We start from the raw sequence: 21146 nt of genomic DNA, 5'->3' as shown, positions 1-21146 counted from the left end.
AATTCTCATTCAGTTAAGGATCACCAGCGCCGGGAATTCCTGCAGGCGCGCCGAGGTGATGTGGGCGAGGGAGCGGACCACGTCGAGCGGCTGGTCGAGACGGTAATTGCCGGTGACGGCGACGTCGGCCAGGTGCTCGTTGTTGTTGATGATCCAGCCCGGGTAGTAGCGGCGCAGCTCGGCCAGCACCTGATTCAGCGGGCAGTTCTCGAACACCAGACGGCCTTCAACCCAGGCCAGATCGGCATTGGCGTCGAGCTTGGCCGGGCGATCAAAACCGTTGGGGCCGATGCGAATGCTTTCCCCGGCACGCAGGCGCACCCGGGCATCGTTGTGGGTGGCGCGCAGATCGACATCGCCACGTTGCACATTCACTTGCGCGACCCCGTCGAGGTAGCGCACGGCGAATGCGGTGTCGTGGACGCTGGCCGTTACCGGGCCTGCGTCGATCTCCAGCGGCTGATTGCGCCCGCTGGCGATCTCGAAAAACGCCTCGCCCTGAAACAAACGAGCCACACGCTGCTGGTCATTGATGGTGCTGGAAAACGCCGAGTTGGTATTGAGCAGGACCTTCGAGCCGTCCTCCAGTTGCAGTCGCTGACGCTCGCCGACCACGGTCAGGTGATCCGCTTGAATGCGCATCGGCAAATTACTGAAACTGAACAGCCCAAGGATCAGCACCGCAGCGGTGGCCAGCGGTTTCCAGTGTGGGCGCAAGCGTTTGAGGAAGGTGATTTTTACCGGTTTTGTCGCCAGAGCCTCGGCGCACAGTGCGACTTGCGGGCCTTCCCAGATGGCCTGGGCCTTGGCGAACGCCTCGGCATTCAACGGATCAGCCGCCAGCCAGGCATGAAATTGCCGGGTCTGTTCCTCATCCGGGCTGCCGAGCACGATGAGCCAGTCCAGCGCCTGGTCCATTGCAGCTGCAGCGTCCCGCGCCGAATCGGGCGAAGGCGAGCGGTGGGTGTCCGTCACGGTGGTTCCTCAGGGCTTCTGGCGAAGCAGTTTCTAGCTTCAAGCTGCAAGCTGCAAGCCGGATGCGTTACCGCTTTTTGTTTTTACTTGTAGCTTGCAGCTCAAAGCTTGCCGCTGCCGTTATGTCGTTCGGCAACACCGATGCAGATCGACATGATCAGTTTCAGTTCTTTCTGCACGGTGCTCAGCGACACGTTCAGTTCATTGGCGATTTCCTGATAACTGTGCCCGTGCAGGCGGCTGAGGATGAAGATCTGTTGCTGGCGCGGGCTGAGTTGGCTGAGGCTCACGTTCAAACGCTCCAGCAGTTGTTCGGCGTGGGCGGCGTCTTCGGCGCTGCTGGCCGGCGCGGCGATGCTCTGCACGACATCTTGCGGCACGTCGTCGACCATGGTCCGCGCATGAATCTTGCGCGCACGCAAATGGTCCAGCGCCAGATTGCGCGCGGTCTGGAAGACAAAGGGTTCAAGGTGATCGATGGCCCGTTCGCTCAACGCTCGGGTGACGCGCAGGTAGGTCTCCTGCAACAGGTCTTCAGCGGTGCTGTGATTGTTGACCATCCGTTCCAGCGTGCGCAGCAGGGAAGTGCGCTGGGCGAGGAAGACGTGGTTGAAGCGCGATTGACTCACGGGAGGACCTGATCCATTTCGAGCGAATGATAATGCTTATCATCTAGCTAGATGGTCAAGTGCTGATTTCGAATTGAAATCGGATCTCCTGTGGGAGCGAGCCTGCTCGCGAAGGCGTCGTGTCAGTCAATTCCATATCGACTGACAGACAGCTTTCGCGAGCAGGCTCGCTCCCACAGGGATTGGGGACCGGCCGGGATTATTCGGCGTTACACAACGCCAGGCAGTTATCCAGCATGCGGTTGGAGAAGCCCCATTCGTTGTCGTACCAGGCCAGCACTTTCAGCAACTTGCCGCTGACTTTGGTGTGGTTGGCGTCGAAGATCGACGACAGCGGGTTGTGGTTGAAGTCGCTGGAAACCAGCGGCAAGGTGTTGTAACCGAGAATCTTCGAATGCTGGCTCGCCGCTTTCAGCAGGGCGTTGACTTCGTCGGCACTGGCTTCTTTCTTCAGTTGCACGGTGAGGTCGACCAGCGACACATTGATCACCGGTACGCGCACAGCCATGCCGGTCAGTTTGCCCGCCAGTTCCGGCAGCACCAGGCCTACCGCTTCGGCTGCGCCGGTCTTGCTCGGAATCATGTTCTGCGTGGCCGAGCGGGCGCGGTACGGGTCGCTGTGATAGACGTCGGTGAGGTTCTGGTCGTTGGTGTAGGCGTGGATGGTGGTCATCAGGCCGCTCTCGATGCCCAGCTCACGATGCAGCACCTGCGCCACTGGCGCGAGGCAGTTGGTGGTGCACGAAGCGTTGGAAATGATCTGGTGCGACTGACGCAGAATGTCGTGGTTGACGCCATAAACGACGGTGGCGTCGGCGCCCTTGGCAGGGGCAGAAATGATCACCTTGCGGGCGCCGGCGCTGATATGCGCGGCGGCTTTGGCACGGTCGGTGAACAGACCGGTGCATTCGAACACTACGTCGATTTTTTCTGCGGCCCAGGGCAGGTCGGCCGGGTTGCGAATGGCGCTGACCGCGATGCGGTCGCCATTGACCGTCAGGCTTTCGTTATCGTGCGCCACTTCGGCGTCGAAAGTGCCGTGAACGGTGTCGTATTTGAGCAGATGGGCATTGATCGAACTGTCACCCAGATCGTTGATCGCGACGATCTGCAGGTCTTGACGATAGCCTTGGGTATACAGTGCGCGCAGGACATTACGGCCGATGCGGCCAAAACCATTGATTGCGATTCGAAGAGTCATGGAACAGCGCCGCCGTCGTTTTGTTGTTGGAATTACAAGATTATTCGCATAAAAATAGAAAACAAGCCTTTTTAGTGGCAATATTTTGTTTTATCTACAACGAGTGACCTGAATCAACTGGTCCGAATGGTCAAAAAAGCCGTCTGTCATTCCAACAACAACGGCGTTTGATCAGCATAGACAATCAGGTCGCCACATCCGTTAGCCTGGAGTTCTACACATGCATCCCCGCGTTCTTGAGGTCACCGAACGGCTTATCGCCCGCAGCCGCGCCACGCGTCAGGCTTACCTTGCATTGATTCGCGGCGCCGCCACCGACGGCCCGATGCGCGGCAAGCTGCAATGCGCCAACTTCGCCCACGGCGTGGCCGGTTGCGGCACTGAAGACAAGCACAGCCTGCGGATGATGAACTCGGCGAACATCGCCATTGTGTCTTCGTATAACGACATGCTCTCGGCGCACCAGCCGTACGAAGTTTTCCCCCAACAGATCAAGAACGCCCTGCGCGAAATCGGCTCGGTCGGTCAGTTCGCCGGCGGCACTCCGGCAATGTGCGACGGTGTGACCCAAGGCGAGCCGGGCATGGAACTGAGCCTGCCGAGCCGCGAAGTGATCGCGATGTCCACCGCCGTGGCGCTGTCGCACAACATGTTTGACGGCGCGCTGATGCTCGGCATCTGCGACAAGATCGTTCCGGGCCTGATGATGGGTTCGCTGCGTTTCGGTCATCTGCCGACCATTTTCGTACCGGGCGGGCCAATGGTGTCGGGGATTTCCAACAAGGAAAAAGCCGACGTCCGCCAGAAGTACGCCGAAGGCAAGGCGACCCGCGAAGAGCTGCTGGAATCGGAGATGAAGTCCTACCACAGCCCGGGCACCTGCACCTTCTACGGCACCGCCAACACCAACCAGTTGCTGATGGAAGTCATGGGCCTGCATTTGCCGGGCGCCTCTTTCGTCAACCCGAACACGCCGCTGCGCGACGCGCTCACCCGCGAAGCCGCGCATCAGGTCACGCGCCTGACCAAGCAGAACGGCAACTTCATGCCGATCGGCGAAATCGTCGACGAAAAGGCGCTGGTCAACTCCATCGTTGCCCTGCACGCCACCGGCGGCTCGACCAACCACACTCTGCACATGCCGGCCATCGCCATGGCCGCTGGCATTCAACTGACCTGGCAGGACATGGCCGACCTTTCCGAAGTCGTCCCGACCCTGAGCCACGTCTACCCGAACGGCAAAGCCGACATCAACCACTTCCAGGCAGCGGGCGGCATGTCGTTCCTGATCCGCGAACTGCTCGGCGCAGGCCTGCTGCATGAAGACGTCAACACCGTGCTCGGCCATGGCCTGAGCCAGTACACCAAGGAGCCGTTCCTCGATAACGGTGAGCTGGTCTGGCGCGAAGGCCCGACTGACAGTCTCGACGAAAACATTCTGCGTCCGGTGTCCCGTGCGTTCTCGCAGGAGGGCGGCTTGCGGGTGATGGAAGGCAACCTCGGTCGCGGCGTGATGAAGGTTTCTGCGGTTGCGCTGGAAAATCAGATCGTCGAAGCACCGGCGATGGTCTTCCAGGATCAACAAGACCTGGCGGACGCATTCAAGGCCGGTCTGCTGGAGAAGGATTTTGTCGCCGTGATGCGCTTTCAAGGGCCGCGCTCCAACGGCATGCCCGAGCTGCACAAGATGACGCCATTCCTCGGCGTACTGCAGGATCGCGGCTTCAAAGTCGCGCTGGTGACTGACGGGCGCATGTCCGGCGCCTCGGGGAAAATCCCGGCGGCGATTCACGTCAGCCCGGAAGCTTATGTCGGTGGCGCTTTGGCGCGAGTGCAAGAGGGCGATATCATCCGCGTCGATGGCGTCAAAGGCACCTTGGAACTGAAGGTCGACGCCGCCGAATTTGCAGCGCGCGAACCTGCCAAAGGCCTGTTGGGCAACAACATCGGCAGCGGCCGCGAGCTGTTTGGCTTCATGCGCATGGCCTTCAGCTCGGCGGAGCAGGGCGCCAGCGCCTTCACTTCTGCCCTGGAGACGCTTAATTGAAACTGGCTTTGGTCGGTGACATCGGAGGCACCAACGCGCGGTTCGCGTTGTGGCAAAACCAGCAACTGCAATCGGTTCAGGTGCTGGCCACGGCCGACTTCGCCAGCCCGGAAGAGGCAATCGCCTTGTACCTGAGCGGGCTCGGTCTGGCGCCGGGCTCGATCGGCTCGGTGTGCCTGTCGGTGGCAGGTCCGGTGAGCGGCGATGAGTTCAAGTTCACCAACAATCACTGGCGGCTCAGCCGCAGCGCGTTTTGCAAGACCTTGCAGGTCGAGCAGTTGTTGCTGACCAACGACTTCTCGGCGATGGCGCTGGGCATGACCCGCTTGCAGCCGGGCGAGTTCCGCGTGGTTTGCGAAGGCACGCCGGAGCCGTTGCGCCCGGCGGTGGTGATCGGCCCCGGCACTGGCCTGGGTGTCGGCACCTTGCTCGATCTCGGCGAAGGGCGCTTTGCCGCGTTGCCGGGCGAGGGCGGCCACGTCGACCTGCCGCTGAGCAGTCCACGCGAAACGCAACTGTGGCAACACATCTACAACGAAATCGGCCATGTCAGCGCGGAAACCGCGTTGAGCGGCGGCGGCCTGCCTCGACTGTACCGGGCGATCTGCGCGGTGGATGGTCATGAGCCTACGCTTGAAACGCCGGAAGCGATCACCGCCGCTGGCCTTGCCGGTGACCCGATCGCTTTGGAAGTGCTCGAGCAATTCTGCTGCTGGCTCGGCCGCGTTGCCGGCAACAACGTGCTCACCACCGGCGCGCGCGGCGGGGTGTTTATCGTTGGCGGGGTGATTCCACGCTTCGCCGATTTCTTCCTCGCCAGCGGCTTCGCCCGCTGCTTCGCCGACAAAGGCTGCATGAGCGATTACTTCAAAGGCATCCCGGTGTGGCTGGTGACCGCGCCGTATTCCGGCCTCGTTGGTGCCGGTGTGGCCCTGGACCAATCAATCCCGACCTGAAATGCAATCCAATTGTGGGAGCGAGCCTGCTCGCGAAAGCGGTGTGTCAGTCAACAGATCTGTTGAATGTTAAAACCGATTCGCGAGCAGGCTCGCTCCCACAAGGGTTTCTGTAGTGTTTGTTAGTTTGATGCTTAAGGCATAATCCGCCCAACTCCAACAACAAGGATGCCTTCGAAGTGAGCTCAGTCAACAAGTCGATATTGTTGGTCGATGACGACCAGGAAATACGCGAGTTGCTGGAAACCTACCTGACCCGCGCCGGGTTCCAGGTGCGGGCCACCGCCGATGGTGCCGGTTTTCGTCAGGCGCTCAACGAGGCGCCGAGCGATCTGGTGATCCTCGATGTCATGCTGCCCGACGAAGACGGCTTCAGCCTGTGCCGTTGGGTACGCCAGCACCCGCGTCAGGCACAGGTGCCAATCATCATGCTGACTGCCAGTTCCGACGAAGCCGACCGCGTGATCGGTCTGGAACTCGGCGCCGACGACTACCTTGGCAAACCGTTCAGCCCGCGCGAACTGCAAGCGCGGATCAAGGCCCTGCTGCGCCGCGCACAGTTCGCCCACGAACGCAGCGGCAGCGAAGTGCTGGTCTTCGACGACTGGCGCCTGGACACGGTCAGCCATCGGCTGTTCCACACTGACGGCGAGGAAGTGATCCTTTCCGGCGCCGATTTCGCTCTGCTGAAACTGTTCCTCGATCATCCGCAGCAAATCCTCGACCGCGACACCATCGGCAACGCCACCCGTGGCCGCGATCTGATGCCGCTCGATCGCATCGTCGACATGGCCGTCAGCCGTTTGCGTCAACGCTTGCGCGACACCGAAAAACCGCCACGGTTGATCCGCACCGTGCGCGGCAGCGGCTATCAGTTGGCAGCCAATGTGGTTGCCGGCAATGCTCACTGAGTCGCTGCGCAAATTCGCCAGTCGCATACCGGTGCCGCGCTCACTGCTCGGGCGGATGCTGCTGCTGACTCTGCTGGCGGTGCTGTTCGCGCAGACGCTGTCGAGCGTGATCTGGGTCTCGCAGTTGCGCGCTACCCAGCTCGAAGGCCTCGTCACCAGTGCCCGCAGCCTGGCGCATTCGATGACCGCCAGCGTCAGCTATTTCCGTTCCTTGCCAGTGGCCTATCGGCCGCTGGTGCTCGATCAATTGCGCAGCATGGGCGGCACCCGGTTTGTCGTGACGCTGAACGACAAGCCGCTGGGCATGGACGTGCTGCCGGTGACGCCGCGCAAGGCTGCGGTGATGCAAGCGGTGGACGAAGTGCTGCGCCAGTCTCTGGGCCATGACACGGATATTTCGGTGACCTTCGTCAGCCCCGAAGACCTGCGCATTTTCAACGCAGGGCTGAAACTTGATGAATTGCCGCGCTCCTGGGCGCACTACGCGTTGACGCTTGAACCGGTGAATCCGCCGGTGCTGGTCACGCAGATTCAAATGGCCCCGGGCGAGTGGCTGTACATCGCCTCGTTGCTGCCGGAGCCGTACACCAGTCTCGAAGAGCAAGGCCTGCCGGCGCAGCAGGTATGGTTTATCGTCCTCACCAGCGGCTTTCTGTTGTTGTTCATCGGCCTGCTGGTGCACTGGCAGAGCCGGCCGCTCAAGCGTCTGGCGCGGGCGGCGCGGGATCTGTCGCTGGGCGCCGACGTCGAGCCGGTGGCGGAGGGCGGTGGCAGTGAAGTGGTCGAAGTTGGCCGCGCGTTCAACACCATGCGCGAACGCATCAGCCGTTACCTGACCGAACGCAGCCAGTTGTTCAGCGCGATTTCCCACGACCTGCGCACGCCGATCACCCGCCTGCGTTTGCGCGTCGAGCTGCTCGAGGACGAACAGCTGCAAGCCAAGTTCGGCCGCGATCTGGATGAGCTGGAGCTGCTGGTCAAAGGCGCGTTGCAATGCGTGAAAGACACCGACATCCACGAGAACATCGAGCCGGTGGATCTCAATCATGTCCTCGATTGCCTGGTCGAGCCGTATCTGGCGCCGAACGGCAATGGCCGCGTCACTCAGCATGGCCGCGCACTGTCGGCGTATCCGGGCAAACCGCTGGCGCTCAAGCGCTGCATCGGCAACCTGATCGACAACGCCTTGAAGTACGGGCAGAACGCGCACCTGCACATCGATGACGATGACAGCGCGTTCGTTTTGCACGTCGACGACGAAGGGCCGGGTGTGCCGCAGCAGCGGCTGGAGCAAGTGTTCGAACCGCACTTCCGTTTGGCGGGACAGCAGCAGGGCTACGGATTGGGACTGGGCATTGCGCGCAACATCGCCCATAGCCATGGCGGCGAGGTGACGTTGCAGAACCTGCGTGAGGGTGGGTTGCGGGTGACGTTGCAGTTGCCTCGGTCTGTGGATTAGCCCCGAAAAGCCCCTCACCCTAGCCCTCTCCCAGAGGGAGAGGGGACCGATTGGGGGATGCTGCTGAGGTGCGCTGACCTGTAAATGCGGTGGTGAATCCATAATCGCCAATATTTTTCAGGTCGACGGAGGACGCAAGACACCTCGGTCGGCCCCCTCTCCCTCCGGGAGAGGGTTGGGGTGAGGGTGCTTTTGCTCTTCTCTTTTGTCACAAGCCAGTGACAATCCCCGTCCCCTTCGTTACAAGCCCGCCCCGGCCCGTTGTTTAGACTGCCCGCAGTCCTAACAACAAAAAAGGGTCACTCCATGGACACCTTTCACCCAGACTTCAGCAGTTGGCTGAATGCCCCTGTCCACCAGCAATGGCTTGCCGCCGAAGGCCTGCGTCTGCTGGATTTCGCCAAGGCATCACGACTGTCCGAAGGCTTCGGCAACCTCGACGAACGCGGCCGTTTGCCTGCGCACGCACAAGCCGAGACCATGAACACCGCGCGCATGACCCACAGCTTCGCCATGGCGCACATTCAGGGCCTGCCGGGATTTGCCGAACTGGTCGACCACGGTATCGCCGCGTTGCGCGGGCCGCTGCGTGACGCGCTGCACGGTGGCTGGTTTGCAGTTGCCGAACACCGCGACGACAACACCGGCAAGAACGCCTATCTGCACGCCTTTGTCGCACTCGCCGCCAGCTCCGCCGCGGTCGCGCAACGGCCCGGCGCCCAAGCCTTGCTCGATGACGCAATCGACATCATCGACACTTATTTCTGGAGCGAAGAAGAGGGCGCCATGCGCGAATTCTTCAACCGCGACTGGAGCGAAGAAGAAGCCTATCGCGGCGCCAACAGCAACATGCACGCGACCGAAGCATTCCTCGCGCTGGCCGATGTCACTGAAGATCCGCGCTGGCTGGTGCGCGCCCAGCGCATCGTCGAGCGGGTGATCCATGGCCACGCTGCGGCCAACGGTTACATGGTCATCGAACACTTCGATCGCGACTGGCAACCGCTGCGCGAATACAACCACGACAACCCCGCCGACGGTTTCCGTCCTTACGGCACCACGCCGGGCCACGGTTTCGAATGGGCGCGCTTGCTCCTGCATCTTGAAGCCGCGCGAGTGCAGGCCGGCATGCTCACGCCGGGCTGGCTGGCCCTCGATGCGCAAAAACTCTTCGAAAACAATTGCCGCCACGGCTGGAATGTCGATGGCGCGCCGGGCATCGTCTACACCCTCGACTGGGATAACCAGGCCGTGGTTCGCCATCGCCTGCACTGGACGCACGCCGAAGCCAGCGCCGCCGCCAGCGCCTTGCTCAAACGCACCGGCGATGCGCAATACGAAACCTGGTACCGACTGTTCTGGGAATTCTGTGAGACGAATTTCATCGATCGTTGCAACGGCAGTTGGCACCACGAACTCAATCCGCAGAATTTGCCGAGTGCCGATATCTGGCCGGGCAAGCCCGATCTGTATCACGCCTGGCAGGCTGTGCTGATTCCACGATTGCCGCTGGCGCCAAGCATGGCCACGGCTTTGGCGCAGTCGTCCCGGCCTGTTGCTGTGTAACCATGTCGTGACATTTACGCGTCCCTTCGTTACCTGCGAAGCGAAACGCTCTGTTTAAACTCCGTGCAGCGCAAGCACCAGACTTGCAATGCATAACAACAAGAAAGGTACATCTCGAATGAATGCGATTTCTCGCCTCGCTACTGTCATTTCTGTCGCCTCCCTGTTCCCGCTCGCAATCCTGCCGCTCAGTGTCTCCGCCGCCGATTCCAAAGGTTCGGTCGAAGTCGTGCACTGGTGGACTTCCGGTGGCGAAAAAGCCGCTGTCGATGTGCTCAAGGCCCAAGTCGAAAAAGACGGTTTCACCTGGAAGGACGGCGCTGTCGCCGGTGGTGGCGGTGCGACTGCCATGACCGTGCTGAAAAGCCGTGCCGTTGCCGGCAACCCGCCAGGCGTAGCGCAGATCAAAGGCCCGGACATCCAGGAATGGGCGTCGACCGGCCTGCTCGACACCGACGTTTTGAAAGACGTCGCCAAGTCGGAAAAGTGGGACAGCCTGCTCGACAAGAAAGTCTCCGATACCGTGAAGTACGACGGTGATTACGTGGCCGTGCCGGTGAACATTCACCGCGTGAACTGGCTGTGGATCAACCCGGAAGTCTTCAAGAAAGCCGGCATCACCAAGAATCCAACCACCCTCGAAGAGTTCTACGCGGCCGGCGACAAGCTGAAAGCGGCGGGCTTCATTCCGCTCGCTCACGGCGGTCAGCCTTGGCAGGACAGCACCGTGTTCGAAGCCGTGGTGCTCTCAGTCATGGGCGTGGATGGCTACAAGAAAGCCCTGGTCGATCTCGACAACAAAGCGCTGACCGGCCCGGAAATGGTCAAGGCGCTCACTGAGCTGAAGAAAGTCGCGACCTACATGGACGCGGACGGCAAAGGCCAGGACTGGAACCTCGAAGCGGCCAAGGTCATCAACGGCAAGGCCGGCATGCAGATCATGGGTGACTGGGCCAAGTCCGAATGGACCGCCGCCAAGAAAGTCGCCGGCAAGGACTACGAGTGCGTAGCGTTCCCGGGCACCGACAAGGCGTTCACCTACAACATCGACTCGCTGGCCGTGTTCAAGCAGAAGGACGCAGGCACTGCGGCCGGTCAGCAGGACATCGCCAAAGTCGTGCTGGGTGAGAACTTCCAGAAAGTCTTCAGCATCAACAAAGGCTCGATCCCGGTGCGCAACGACATGTTGAACAACATGGACAAGCTCGGCTTCGATTCCTGCGCGCAGACCGCTGCCAAGGACTTCCTCGCGGACGCCAAGTCCGGCGGCCTGCAACCAAGCATGGCGCACAACATGGCGACCACGCTGGCGGTGCAGGGCGCGTTCTTTGACGTAGTCACCAACTACATCAACGACCCGAAAGCCGACCCGGCCGATGCGGCGAAGAAACTCGGCGCGGCAGTTCAGTCGGCCAAGTAATGCTTGGCCCCTGTAGGAGTGAGCCTTTGTGGTGAGGGGATTCATCCCCGATGGGTTGCGAAGCGACCCCGGAAAGTTGCAGCGGTGCAGTGTCTGAAATACCGCATGTAATGATTTCGCGACTGCTGCGCAGTCGATCGGGGATAAATCCCCTCGCCACAGGGCTCACTCCTGCAAGGGAATGCTTTCGTAAACCCTTATTGTGGATTTCCCCATGAGTTCTGTTGCTGTGTTCAGCAAGGCCTCGCCGTTCGATGCATTGCAGCGCTGGCTACCGAAACTGGTGCTGGCGCCGAGCATGTTCATCGTGCTGGTGGGCTTCTATGGCTACATCCTGTGGACGTTCATTCTGTCGTTCACCACCTCGACCTTCCTGCCCAACTACAAGTGGGCCGGTCTGGCGCAATACGCGCGGTTGTTCGACAACGATCGCTGGTGGGTGGCGAGCAAGAACCTCGCCGTGTTCGGCGGCATGTTCATCGGCATTACCCTGGTGATCGGCGTGTTGCTGGCGGTGTTCCTCGACCAGCGCATCCGTCGCGAAGGCTTTATCCGCACCATTTACCTGTACCCGATGGCGCTCTCGATGATCGTCACCGGTACCGCATGGAAATGGCTGCTCAACCCGGGCATGGGCCTGGACAAATTGTTGCGTGACTGGGGCTGGGAAGGCTTCCGTCTGGACTGGCTGATCGACCCCGATCGCGTGGTCTACTGCCTGGTGATCGCCGCTGTGTGGCAAGCCTCGGGCTTCATCATGGCGATGTTCCTCGCCGGCCTGCGTGGCGTCGATCAATCGATCATCCGTGCCGCGCAGATCGACGGCGCGAGCATGCCGCGCATCTACTGGAAAGTCGTGCTGCCAAGCCTGCGTCCGGTGTTCTTCAGTGCGGTGATGATCCTCGCGCACATCGCGATCAAGAGCTTCGACCTGGTTGCGGCAATGACCGCCGGTGGTCCGGGTTATTCCTCCGACCTGCCAGCGATGTTCATGTATTCCTTCACCTTCAGTCGCGGCCAGATGGGCATGGGCTCGGCCAGTGCGATTCTGATGCTCGGTGCGATCCTCGCGATCATCGTGCCTTACCTGTACTCCGAGCTGAGGACCAAGCGTCATGACTAGTCTCGCTGCCAAACCTGCGATCAGCTTCAGTCGCATCGCGATCTATGCGGTGCTGATCCTCGCGGTGTTTCTGTATCTGGTGCCGCTGGTGGTGATGTTGCTGACCAGCTTCAAGACCCCGGAAGACATCAGCACCGGCAACCTGCTGAGCTGGCCGACCGTGGTCAGCGGCATCGGCTGGGTCAAGGCCTGGGCCACGGTTGACGGCTACTTCTGGAACTCGATCAAGATCACCGTACCGGCCGTAATCATCTCTACCGCCATCGGTGCGTTGAACGGTTACGTGCTGTCGATGTGGCGCTTCCGTGGTTCGCAGTTGTTCTTCGGTCTGCTGCTGTTCGGCTGCTTCCTGCCGTTCCAGACCGTGCTGCTGCCGGCCTCGTTCACCCTCGGCAAGATGGGCCTGGCGAGCACCACCACCGGCCTGGTCTTCGTGCACGTGGTCTACGGTCTGGCGTTCACCACGCTGTTCTTCCGCAACTACTACGTGAGCATTCCCGATGCGCTGGTCAAGGCTGCGCGTCTGGATGGGGCGGGTTTCTTCACGATTTTCCGCCGCATCATTCTGCCGATGTCGACGCCGATCATCATGGTCTGCCTGATATGGCAGTTCACCCAGATCTGGAACGACTTCCTGTTCGGTGTGGTGTTCTCCAGCGGTGATTCGCAACCGATCACCGTGGCGCTCAATAACCTGGTCAACACCAGCACCGGCGCCAAGGAATACAACGTGGATATGGCAGCGGCGATGATCGCCGGCCTGCCGACCCTGCTGGTCTATGTGGTCGCAGGCAAGTATTTCGTGCGCGGGCTGACGGCCGGCGCGGTCAAGGGGTAATCATGGCTACGCTTGAACTTCGCAACGTAAACAAGACCTACGGGGCCGGCCTGCCGGACACCCTGAAGAACATCGAACTGTCGATCAAGGACGGTGAATTCCTGATCCTCGTCGGCCCGTCGGGCTGCGGCAAATCGACCTTGATGAACTGCATCGCCGGTCTGGAAACCATCACCGGCGGCGCGATCATGATCGGTGATCAGGACGTCAGCGGCATGAGCCCCAAGGATCGCGACATCGCCATGGTGTTCCAGTCCTACGCGCTGTACCCGACCATGAGCGTGCGCGAGAACATCGAGTTCGGCCTGAAGATCCGCAAGATGCCGCAGGCGGCGATCGACGAAGAAGTCGCCCGCGTGGCCAAGCTGTTGCAGATCGAACACCTGCTCAATCGCAAACCGGGCCAGCTCTCCGGTGGTCAGCAACAGCGTGTGGCGATGGGCCGTGCCCTGGCGCGGCGGCCGAAGATCTACCTGTTCGACGAACCGCTGTCGAACCTCGACGCCAAGCTGCGCGTCGAGATGCGTACCGAAATGAAACTGATGCACCAGCGTCTGAAAACCACCACGGTCTACGTGACCCACGACCAGATCGAAGCGATGACCCTAGGCGACAAGGTTGCGGTGATGAAGGACGGCATCATTCAGCAGTTCGGCACGCCGAAAGACATCTACAACAACCCGGCCAACCTGTTCGTCGCAAGCTTCATCGGTTCGCCACCGATGAACTTCATCCCCCTGCGCTTGCAGCGCAAGGACGGTCGCCTGCTGGCGCTGCTCGACAGCGGTCAGGCGCGTTGTGAACTGCCGATGAGCATGCAGGACGCCGGTCTCGAAGACCGCGAAGTGATCCTCGGCCTGCGCCCGGAGCAGATCGTACTGGCGAATGGCGAGGGCAATGGTCTGCCGAGCATCCGTGCCGAAGTGCAGGTCACTGAACCGACCGGTCCGGACACGCTGGCGTTCGTCAATCTGAATGACACCAAGGTCTGCTGCCGACTGGCGCCGGACGTGGCACCGCAGGTGGGCGAAAGCCTGACGCTGCAGTTCGATCCATCGAAAGTGTTGTTGTTCGACGCCAATACCGGCGAGCGTCTGGGCGTTGCGGGCCAGGTGCAGACAGAGACCCGGTCGGCGAATGTGGCGCAGTTCAAAGGCCGCTGAAGTACAAAATGTGGGAGCGAGCCTGCTCGCGAAAGCGGTCTGACATCCAGCATTGATGTCGCCTGATACACCGCATTCGCGAGCAGGCTCGCTCCCACAGGGGGCAAGCAGTGCCCGGCCTGTCGAGCACTGCACTTTATGTAAACCGCGTTAGATAAAAACAGTTAATAACAATAAAGACGAGGATGTAGGGATGAAAAAGAAACACGTCAATGCCCGGTTGATCTGCCAGGTTTCTGCGGCAGCTGCACTGGTGCTGGCCGGTAATGCGATGGCGGCGGATGCGTTCAGCTCCGACTCCAAGTGGATGACCGGCGACTGGGGCGGCGAGCGCACCAAGCTGATCGAGCAGGGTATCGACATCAAGGCCGACTACGTTGGCGAGATGGGCGCCAACCTGAACGGCGGCTACAACGACGACAAGACTGCGCGTTACGCCGACCAGTTCGGTCTGGGCGTGGCCCTCGACCTGCAGAAGCTGTGGGGCTGGGACAACACCCAAGCGAAGATCCAGCTGACCAATCGTAACGGCTACAACATCTCCAACGACCGCGTTGGCGATCCGCGTGCCGGCACCCTCAGCTCCTCGCAGGAAGTCTACGGCCGTGGCCACATGGTGCGTCTGACCCAACTGTGGATTCAGCACCAGTTCTTCGACAACAAGCTCGACGTCAAGGCCGGTTACTTCGGCGAAGGCGAAGACTTCAACACCTTCCCGTGCGACTTCCAGAACCTGGCGTTCTGCGGTTCGCAAGTGGGTAACTGGGCGACCAACATCTGGTACAACTGGCCGGTCAGCCAGGCCGCGATCCGTGTGAAGTACAACATCAACGACGAGCTCTACGCGCAAATCGGTGCGTACAACCAGAACCCGTCGCAACTGGAACACGGCAACGGCTTCAAGCTCAGCGGCAGCGGTACCAAGGGTACGGTGCTGCCGGTTGAATTGGTCTGGTCGCCGAAGGTCAACAGCCTGCCGGGCGAATACCGCGTCGGTTACTACAAGAGCACGGCCGATGCCGACGACGTTCGCGAAGACGTCAACGGTCTCGATGCGGCAACCACCGGTGATGACTACAAGTCGCACAACAGCAAAAGCGGTTACTGGTTCGTTGCGCAACAGCAGCTCACCAGCCACAACGGTGATGCGACTCGCGGTCTGAACATCGCCGCCAACGCGACCTTCCACGACAAGGACACCAACTTCATCGACAACTACCAGTCGGTGATGTTTGTCTACAAAGGCCCGTTCGATGCGCGTCCGAAGGATGACATCGGTATCGGCGCGGCGCGTATCCACGTCAACAAGGACGTCAAGCGCAACGCTGAACTGCTGAACGCTGCCAACGGTGTGTCCGACTACGACAACGCCGCGTTCTCGCCGATTCGTGAAACCGAATACAACTACGAGCTCAACTACGGCATCCATGTCACCAACTGGCTGACCGTGCGTCCCAACCTGCAATACATCACCCATCCGGGCGGTGTGGATGAAGTCGATAACGCTTTGGTCGCTGGCCTGAAAATTCAGTCAACGTTCTAACGCGTCTGCGATAAGCTCCTCTCTATGTGCGCATTTTGCGGACAGCCAAGGCTGTCCGCTTTTTTTTGTGACACAGGTCAGATGTGTTGCTTGATGATTTTTTGTGGCGGAGAGCTTTTTGTGGCGAGGGGATTTATCCCCGCTGGGCTGCGAAGCGGCCCCAAATCCGATAAGCACAATCTGGCCGATACACCTCGGTGAATGGTTTTCAGGGCCGCTTCGCGACCCAGCGGGGATAAATCCCCTCGCCACAAAGTGCTATGCAAGGCTTTTGGATTGATAAGTACCCCATGATTTTCAGGACCGTAGCCAATGCATGAGCATCCGCTGCAACGCTTCTTCAAATCCCTGCGCGAGCGACCGGTGTTCGCCTGGGAGCGCTATCAGATGCGCGACGTGTTGGTGATCGATCATCCGCTGTGTCAGGCGGTGTTCAGTCGGCAGGGTGCGCAGTTGCTGCACTTTCAGCCGCGTGGGCAGAAGCCGTGGTTGTGGTGCGCGGCGAAGTGGCCGCATGTCGGCGCGATTCGCGGTGGCGTGCCGGTGTGCTGGCCGTGGTATGGCCGTCATCCGAGCGAAAACGCCTGGCCGTCCCATGGTTGGGCGCGACTGCTCGACTGGAAACTGCTCGACAGCAGCAGCGCCGAAGACGGCGTGCGCCTGCACTGGCAATTGCAGCTGTGCGATTGGCAGGTCGACCTGCACGCGCACCTGGGCGAACGCATGGAATTACGGCTGAGCACCGAGCATCAGGACGACATGCCGTGCCAGTTGAGCCAGGCTTTGCACGCTTACTGGCGTATAGGCGATGTTGGTGAGATAGCGCTGTCTGGGCTCGAAGGCGCTCAGGGTTATGACCAGTTGAATCGTCAGGTTTGCCAGCAGGAAGGCGAGTTGCGGGTCGATGGCGGCTGTCAGCGGGTGTTCCAGCATGACGGCGAATTGCAGCTCAAGGATCACGCCTGGCAGCGCGAGTTGTGCATCGATACCGGTGACAGCGGCGACACCGTCGTCTGGCATCCCGGCGCGCGGCCGTTACTGGGGGTAAGTTGGGACGAGATTTCCGAGTTCGTCTGCGTGGAAGCAGCGGCGGGTGGCACGGACAGCCTGCACCTGGCGCCGGGGGAGAAGGCGCATTTGAGTTTGCAGGCGTGGGCGGCGGCTTAGTGCGTCAAGTACACCGATACCCTCACCCTAGCCCTCTCCCAGAGGGAGAGGGGACCGAATGGGGGATGCTCAAGAATTACGCCGACGTGAAAGTGCAGTTCTGAATCCATAATCGACTGGATATTTCAGGTCAATGTACCGCGCAAGACACCTCGGTCGGCTCCCTCTCCCTCCGGGAGAGGGCTGGGGTGAGGGGGCTTTTGATCTTTAGTTGAATTCATCCCCAACCGGATACCGGCTGGCATTCAAACTCTCTTTGATCTTGCGCAGATGCGGCTGGAAATCCACGCCACGGCGTAGGGTCATTCCCGTTGCCAGCACATCCAGCACGGTCAACTGAATGATCCGCGAGGTCATCGGCATATAAATGTCGGTGTCTTCCGGCAGTGGAATGTTCAGGCTCAGGGTACTGGCTTTGGCCAGCGGTGAATTCTCCGCTGTCAGGCCCAAAACCGAAGCACCGTTCTCCCGGGCGATTCGCGCCACTTCCACCAGTTCGCGGGTACGCCCGGTGTAGGAAATGATCACGAACAGCTCGCCGGTGTGCGCCACCGAGGCAATCATCCGCTGCATCAGCACATCGGCGTGGGCAGTGACGGCGAGGTTGAAGCGGAAGAACTTGTGCTGCGCATCCAGCGCCACCGGGGCCGAAGCGCCGAGGCCGAAGAAGTGGATCTGCCGGGCCTGGATCAACAGGTCGACGGCGCGGCTGATCAGGTTCGGGTCGAGCGCCTGGCAAGCACTGTCCAGGGAAGCGATGGCGCTGCCGAAGATCTTCTGCGTGTACGCCTCGGGATTGTCATCGGCCTCGACCGCACGGCTGACATACGCCGCGCCACTGGCCAGGCTCTGGGCCAATTGCAGCTTGAGTTCGGGATAGCCGCTGACACCGAACGAGCGGCAGAAACGGTTGACCGTCGGTTCGCTCACCGAGGCGGCCTGGGCGAGGGCGGCGATGCTGAAGCGGGTGGCCTGCTGCGGGTTGAGCAGAATCACCTCGGCGACCTTACGTTCGGCCTTGTTCAGCTCTTCAAGGCGACTCTGGATCTGTTCCAGTAAATTTCGCACGCGGTCCATATGGAATTCCTGATTCACCGACGCAGAGTTGCGTCGGGCTATGCAAATTGGGCCTTTGATATGGCCCGTGACGGTGGCCTATCCTACTGATGCGTCCGGGCGACCACCACTCGGATTGAGTATTCTGCGAAAATGTTGTGGTTATTACTACATTTTCCCTTGAGTGATGCCTTGAAAAAAGGTATTTGTAGCTTAACTTGATAAAAGAACAAACATCATGCCTTCCATTACGGTTGAACCGTGCACCTTTGCCTTGTTCGGCGCGCTTGGCGATCTGGCCCTGCGCAAGCTGTTTCCTGCCCTGTATCACCTTGACGGTGCCGACCTGCTGCACGAGGACACGCGCATCATCGCGCTGGCCCGTGAGCCCGGCAGCGAGCAGCAGCACATGGCGTTCATCGCCGCCGAATTGCGCCGTTATGTCGGCAAAGAGCTGAACGAAACCGTGGCCGAGCGCTTCCTCGCGCGCCTGACCTATCTGCATGTCGACTTCCTCAAGGCTGAGGATTACGTGGCGCTGGCGGAACTGGCCGGCAGCAGCCAGCGCATGATTGCCTACTTCGCCACCCCGGCGGCGGTGTACGGCGCGATCTGCGAGAACCTCGAGAAAGTCGGTCTGGCCGAAAACACCCGTGTGGTCCTGGAAAAACCGATCGGCTCTGACCTGGAGTCCTCGCGCAAGGTCAACGACGCAGTAGCGCAGTTCTTCCCGGAAGACCGCACCTACCGCATCGACCACTATCTGGGCAAAGAGACCGTTCAGAACCTGATCGCCCTGCGTTTCGCCAACAGCCTGTTCGAAACCCAGTGGAACCAGAATTACATCTCCCACGTGGAAATTACCGTGGCCGAGAAGGTTGGCATCGAAGGCCGTTGGGGCTATTTCGACAAGGCCGGCCAGCTGCGCGACATGATCCAGAATCACCTGTTGCAGCTGCTCTGCCTGATTGCCATGGACCCGCCGGCCGACCTGTCCGCCGACAGCATCCGTGACGAAAAGGTAAAAGTGCTCAAGGCGCTGGCGCCGATCAGTCCGGAAGGCCTGACCACACAAGTGGTGCGCGGCCAGTACATCGCCGGCCACAGCGAAGGCAAATCCGTTCCGGGTTACCTCGAAGAACCGAATTCCAATACCCAGAGCGACACCGAAACCTTCGTCGCCCTGCGTGCCGACATCCGCAACTGGCGCTGGGCCGGCGTGCCGTTCTACCTGCGTACCGGCAAGCGCATGCCGCAGAAGCTGTCGCAGATCGTCATCCACTTCAAGGAACCGTCGCACTACATCTTCGCCCCGGAGCAACGCCTGCAGATCAGCAACAAACTGATCATCCGCCTGCAACCGGACGAAGGCATTTCCTTGCGCGTGATGACCAAAGAGCAGGGCCTGGACAAGGGCATGCAACTGCGCAGCGGGCCGCTGCAACTGAATTTCTCCGACACCTGGCGTAGCGCGCGGATCCCCGATGCCTACGAGCGGTTGTTGCTGGAAGTGATGAACGGCAATCAGAACCTGTTTGTCCGTAAAGATGAAATCGAAGCCGCGTGGAAGTGGTGTGACCAGCTGATTGCCGGGTGGAAGAAATCCGGCGACGCGCCCAAGCCTTATGCGGCCGGGTCGTGGGGGCCGATGAGCTCCATTGCTTTGATCACGCGGGACGGGAGGTCGTGGTATGGCGATATCTGATGTGCAACTGCCGACGGGTGTGACTGCCCGCGAATTCAACAGCCCGGTGCTGCTGGCTGAAGGCCTGGCGCTGAACGTTGCCAATCAACTGAGCGACGCCATTGCCGCGCGCGGCAACGCGGTGCTGGTGGTGTCCGGCGGGCGCAGCCCGGTAGCGTTTTTCCAGCACCTGGCCAAGCAGGAGCTGGACTGGTCGAAGGTCGTTGTGACCCTGGCCGACGAACGCTGGGTACCGGTGGAACATGCCGACAGCAATGCCGGCCTGCTCAAGCAGTATCTGCTTAAAGGCCCGGCAGCCAAGGCGCAGTTCCTCAGCCTCTACAGCGCGGCGGCCAACGTCGAGCAGGCTGCTGAACAGGCCGATCGTCTGCTCGGCGAACTGCCGCCGATCGACGTGCTGGTGCTGGGCATGGGCGATGACGGCCACACCGCATCGCTGTTCCCCGACAGCCCGAACCTCGCCGAAGCCCTGCAAGCCGATGGCACGCGCCGTTGCTGGCCGATGCTGGCGCCAAGCGTGCCGCGTCAGCGCCTGACCATGAGCCGCGCGCTGCTGGCCTCGGCCCGGCACAAGATTCTGTCGATTTCCGGTCAATCGAAACTGACCACCCTGAATGCCGCGCTGGCATCCGATGACGTTGCGGCCATGCCGGTGCGCGCGTTTCTGCAACCTACGTTAGAGATTTACTGGTGCCCATGAGCCAAGGAACAGCCGCTATGACAACCCCATCCCCGACCGTTTCCATGGCGGACAAAGTTGCCCTGATCGACAGTCTCTGCGCCAAGGCGCGGATCCTGCCGGTGATCACCATCGCTCGCGAACAGGACGTGCTGCCGCTGGCCGACGCCCTCGCCGCCGGTGGCCTGACTGCGCTGGAAGTGACCCTGCGTTCGCAGTTCGGCCTCAAGGCCATTCAGATCCTGCGCGAACAGCGCCCGGAACTGATGACCGGTGCCGGCACCGTGCTCGACCGCAACATGCTCGCAGCGGCGGAAGCGGCAGGCTCGCAGTTCATCGTCACCCCGGGCATCACCCGCGACCTGCTCGAAGCCAGCGTCGACAGCCCGATTCCGCTGTTGCCGGGCATCAGCAACGCCTCGGGGATCATGGAAGGCTACGGTCTGGGCTATCGCCGCTTCAAGCTGTTCCCGGCGGAAGTCAGCGGTGGCGTGGCGGCAATCAAGGCCCTCGGCGGCCCGTTCGGCGAAGTGAAATTCTGCCCGACTGGCGGCGTCGGCCCGGCCAATATCAAGAGCTACATGGCGCTGAAAAACGTCATGTGCGTGGGCGGTAGCTGGATGCTTGATCCGGAGTGGATCAAGAACGGCGACTGGTCCCGCATTCAGGAATGCACTGCCGAAGCCTTGGCGCTGCTGGACTGATCGT

18 protein-coding genes are annotated in these 21146 nt (G+C 60.8%); 14 read left to right on the top strand and 4 right to left on the bottom strand.

What is annotated here, in order from left to right; all coding sequences use genetic code 11:
• Positions 1 to 9: 9 nt before the first annotated feature.
• From AC0Z5Z_RS25645 to gap, 3 genes are all read right to left on the bottom strand, one after another.
• The gene (locus AC0Z5Z_RS25645) at positions 10 to 975 is read right to left on the bottom strand and encodes a FecR family protein (protein WP_056787954.1); all 966 of its coding nucleotides are present in this window, start codon (positions 973 to 975) and stop codon (positions 10 to 12) included.
• Positions 976 to 1076: 101 nt separating this feature from the next.
• Positions 1077 to 1604: an RNA polymerase sigma factor gene (locus AC0Z5Z_RS25640; protein ID WP_041479774.1), complete on the bottom strand. Its 528-nt coding sequence runs from the start codon at positions 1602 to 1604 to the stop codon at positions 1077 to 1079.
• 199 nt (positions 1605 to 1803) lie between these two features.
• Entirely contained in the window at positions 1804 to 2805 is a 1002-nt protein-coding gene (gene gap / locus AC0Z5Z_RS25635) for a type I glyceraldehyde-3-phosphate dehydrogenase (protein WP_016773526.1), read from the bottom strand.
• A 220-nt stretch (positions 2806 to 3025) separates the two neighbouring features.
• Here gap and edd point away from each other — a divergent pair, with 220 nt between their 5' ends.
• The 11 genes from edd (at position 3026) to AC0Z5Z_RS25580 (ending at position 16998) form a co-directional block, all read left to right on the top strand.
• The gene (gene edd / locus AC0Z5Z_RS25630; protein ID WP_016773527.1) at positions 3026 to 4852 is read left to right on the top strand and encodes a phosphogluconate dehydratase; all 1827 of its coding nucleotides are present in this window, start codon (positions 3026 to 3028) and stop codon (positions 4850 to 4852) included.
• The gene (locus AC0Z5Z_RS25625) at positions 4849 to 5808 is read left to right on the top strand and encodes a glucokinase (RefSeq protein WP_056787957.1); all 960 of its coding nucleotides are present in this window, start codon (positions 4849 to 4851) and stop codon (positions 5806 to 5808) included. The genes edd and AC0Z5Z_RS25625 overlap by 4 nt, the downstream gene beginning before the upstream one ends.
• Positions 5809 to 5987: 179 nt before the next feature.
• Positions 5988 to 6719, top strand: coding sequence for a response regulator (locus AC0Z5Z_RS25620; RefSeq protein ID WP_016773529.1), 732 nt, complete (start codon positions 5988 to 5990; stop codon positions 6717 to 6719).
• On the top strand, positions 6709 to 8178 hold the full coding sequence (locus tag AC0Z5Z_RS25615; protein ID WP_056787959.1) for an ATP-binding protein: 1470 nt from the start codon (positions 6709 to 6711) through the stop codon (positions 8176 to 8178). Before AC0Z5Z_RS25620 ends, AC0Z5Z_RS25615 begins: the two co-directional genes overlap by 11 nt.
• 306 nt (positions 8179 to 8484) lie before the next feature.
• Positions 8485 to 9744, top strand: a complete 1260-nt coding sequence (locus tag AC0Z5Z_RS25610; protein ID WP_310217950.1) for a D-mannose isomerase — start codon at positions 8485 to 8487, stop codon at positions 9742 to 9744.
• A gap of 118 nt (positions 9745 to 9862) precedes the next feature.
• Positions 9863 to 11164, top strand: a complete 1302-nt coding sequence (locus AC0Z5Z_RS25605) for an ABC transporter substrate-binding protein (RefSeq protein ID WP_024014061.1) — start codon at positions 9863 to 9865, stop codon at positions 11162 to 11164.
• A gap of 214 nt (positions 11165 to 11378) precedes the next feature.
• Positions 11379 to 12287 carry a carbohydrate ABC transporter permease gene (locus AC0Z5Z_RS25600; RefSeq protein ID WP_016773533.1) on the top strand — a complete coding sequence of 303 codons (909 nt, stop codon included), beginning with the start codon at positions 11379 to 11381 and terminating at the stop codon, positions 12285 to 12287.
• Entirely contained in the window at positions 12280 to 13125 is an 846-nt protein-coding gene (locus tag AC0Z5Z_RS25595; protein ID WP_016773534.1) for a carbohydrate ABC transporter permease, read from the top strand. Before AC0Z5Z_RS25600 ends, AC0Z5Z_RS25595 begins: the two co-directional genes overlap by 8 nt.
• Before the next feature lie 2 nt (positions 13126 to 13127).
• Positions 13128 to 14288: an ABC transporter ATP-binding protein gene (locus tag AC0Z5Z_RS25590; protein ID WP_485611806.1), complete on the top strand. Its 1161-nt coding sequence runs from the start codon at positions 13128 to 13130 to the stop codon at positions 14286 to 14288.
• A gap of 193 nt (positions 14289 to 14481) precedes the next feature.
• A complete protein-coding gene (locus AC0Z5Z_RS25585) occupies positions 14482 to 15831 on the top strand; it encodes a carbohydrate porin (protein WP_016773536.1) in 1350 nt (449 codons plus the stop codon).
• Between the two features lie 312 nt (positions 15832 to 16143).
• A complete protein-coding gene (locus AC0Z5Z_RS25580) occupies positions 16144 to 16998 on the top strand; it encodes a D-hexose-6-phosphate mutarotase (RefSeq protein ID WP_039758108.1) in 855 nt (284 codons plus the stop codon).
• Positions 16999 to 17205: 207 nt separating this feature from the next.
• Here the strand turns inward: AC0Z5Z_RS25580 and AC0Z5Z_RS25575 are convergent, their stop codons facing one another.
• Positions 17206 to 18066 carry a MurR/RpiR family transcriptional regulator gene (locus tag AC0Z5Z_RS25575; protein WP_169842436.1) on the bottom strand — a complete coding sequence of 287 codons (861 nt, stop codon included), beginning with the start codon at positions 18064 to 18066 and terminating at the stop codon, positions 17206 to 17208.
• Between the two features lie 226 nt (positions 18067 to 18292).
• On the opposite strand from AC0Z5Z_RS25575, the gene zwf reads away from it, so the two are divergent.
• Genes zwf through AC0Z5Z_RS25560 form a run of 3 tightly spaced genes read left to right on the top strand, consistent with a single transcriptional unit; the run spans position 18293 to position 21142 of the window.
• Positions 18293 to 19759, top strand: coding sequence for a glucose-6-phosphate dehydrogenase (zwf, locus tag AC0Z5Z_RS25570; RefSeq protein ID WP_016773537.1), 1467 nt, complete (start codon positions 18293 to 18295; stop codon positions 19757 to 19759).
• A complete protein-coding gene (gene pgl, locus AC0Z5Z_RS25565) occupies positions 19746 to 20459 on the top strand; it encodes a 6-phosphogluconolactonase (RefSeq protein WP_150637499.1) in 714 nt (237 codons plus the stop codon). The genes zwf and pgl overlap by 14 nt, the downstream gene beginning before the upstream one ends.
• A 17-nt stretch (positions 20460 to 20476) precedes the next feature.
• Positions 20477 to 21142 carry a bifunctional 4-hydroxy-2-oxoglutarate aldolase/2-dehydro-3-deoxy-phosphogluconate aldolase gene (locus AC0Z5Z_RS25560; protein WP_056787965.1) on the top strand — a complete coding sequence of 222 codons (666 nt, stop codon included), beginning with the start codon at positions 20477 to 20479 and terminating at the stop codon, positions 21140 to 21142.
• Positions 21143 to 21146 lie beyond the last annotated feature (4 nt).

The organism is Pseudomonas sp. 1L-E-NC-VB-C3, assembly GCF_057291535.1.
Note: the sequence above shows the minus strand (reverse complement) of the source record. Positions and strands in the feature narration are given on the sequence as shown.

What these genes read in the sequence shown, in the direction of transcription:
- gap (WP_016773526.1), bottom strand. Translation starts at nt 2,805, where the DNA reads ATGACTCTTCGAATCGCAATCAATGGTTTTGGCCGCATCGGCCGTAAT.
- edd (WP_016773527.1), top strand. Translation starts at nt 3,026, where the DNA reads ATGCATCCCCGCGTTCTTGAGGTCACCGAACGGCTTATCGCCCGCAGC.
- AC0Z5Z_RS25615 (WP_056787959.1), top strand. Translation starts at nt 6,709, where the DNA reads ATGCTCACTGAGTCGCTGCGCAAATTCGCCAGTCGCATACCGGTGCCG.
- AC0Z5Z_RS25610 (WP_310217950.1), top strand. Translation starts at nt 8,485, where the DNA reads ATGGACACCTTTCACCCAGACTTCAGCAGTTGGCTGAATGCCCCTGTC.
- AC0Z5Z_RS25605 (WP_024014061.1), top strand. Translation starts at nt 9,863, where the DNA reads ATGAATGCGATTTCTCGCCTCGCTACTGTCATTTCTGTCGCCTCCCTG.
- AC0Z5Z_RS25600 (WP_016773533.1), top strand. Translation starts at nt 11,379, where the DNA reads ATGAGTTCTGTTGCTGTGTTCAGCAAGGCCTCGCCGTTCGATGCATTG.
- AC0Z5Z_RS25595 (WP_016773534.1), top strand. Translation starts at nt 12,280, where the DNA reads ATGACTAGTCTCGCTGCCAAACCTGCGATCAGCTTCAGTCGCATCGCG.
- AC0Z5Z_RS25590 (WP_485611806.1), top strand. Translation starts at nt 13,128, where the DNA reads ATGGCTACGCTTGAACTTCGCAACGTAAACAAGACCTACGGGGCCGGC.
- AC0Z5Z_RS25585 (WP_016773536.1), top strand. Translation starts at nt 14,482, where the DNA reads ATGAAAAAGAAACACGTCAATGCCCGGTTGATCTGCCAGGTTTCTGCG.
- AC0Z5Z_RS25580 (WP_039758108.1), top strand. Translation starts at nt 16,144, where the DNA reads ATGCATGAGCATCCGCTGCAACGCTTCTTCAAATCCCTGCGCGAGCGA.
- zwf (WP_016773537.1), top strand. Translation starts at nt 18,293, where the DNA reads ATGCCTTCCATTACGGTTGAACCGTGCACCTTTGCCTTGTTCGGCGCG.
- pgl (WP_150637499.1), top strand. Translation starts at nt 19,746, where the DNA reads ATGGCGATATCTGATGTGCAACTGCCGACGGGTGTGACTGCCCGCGAA.
- AC0Z5Z_RS25560 (WP_056787965.1), top strand. Translation starts at nt 20,477, where the DNA reads ATGACAACCCCATCCCCGACCGTTTCCATGGCGGACAAAGTTGCCCTG.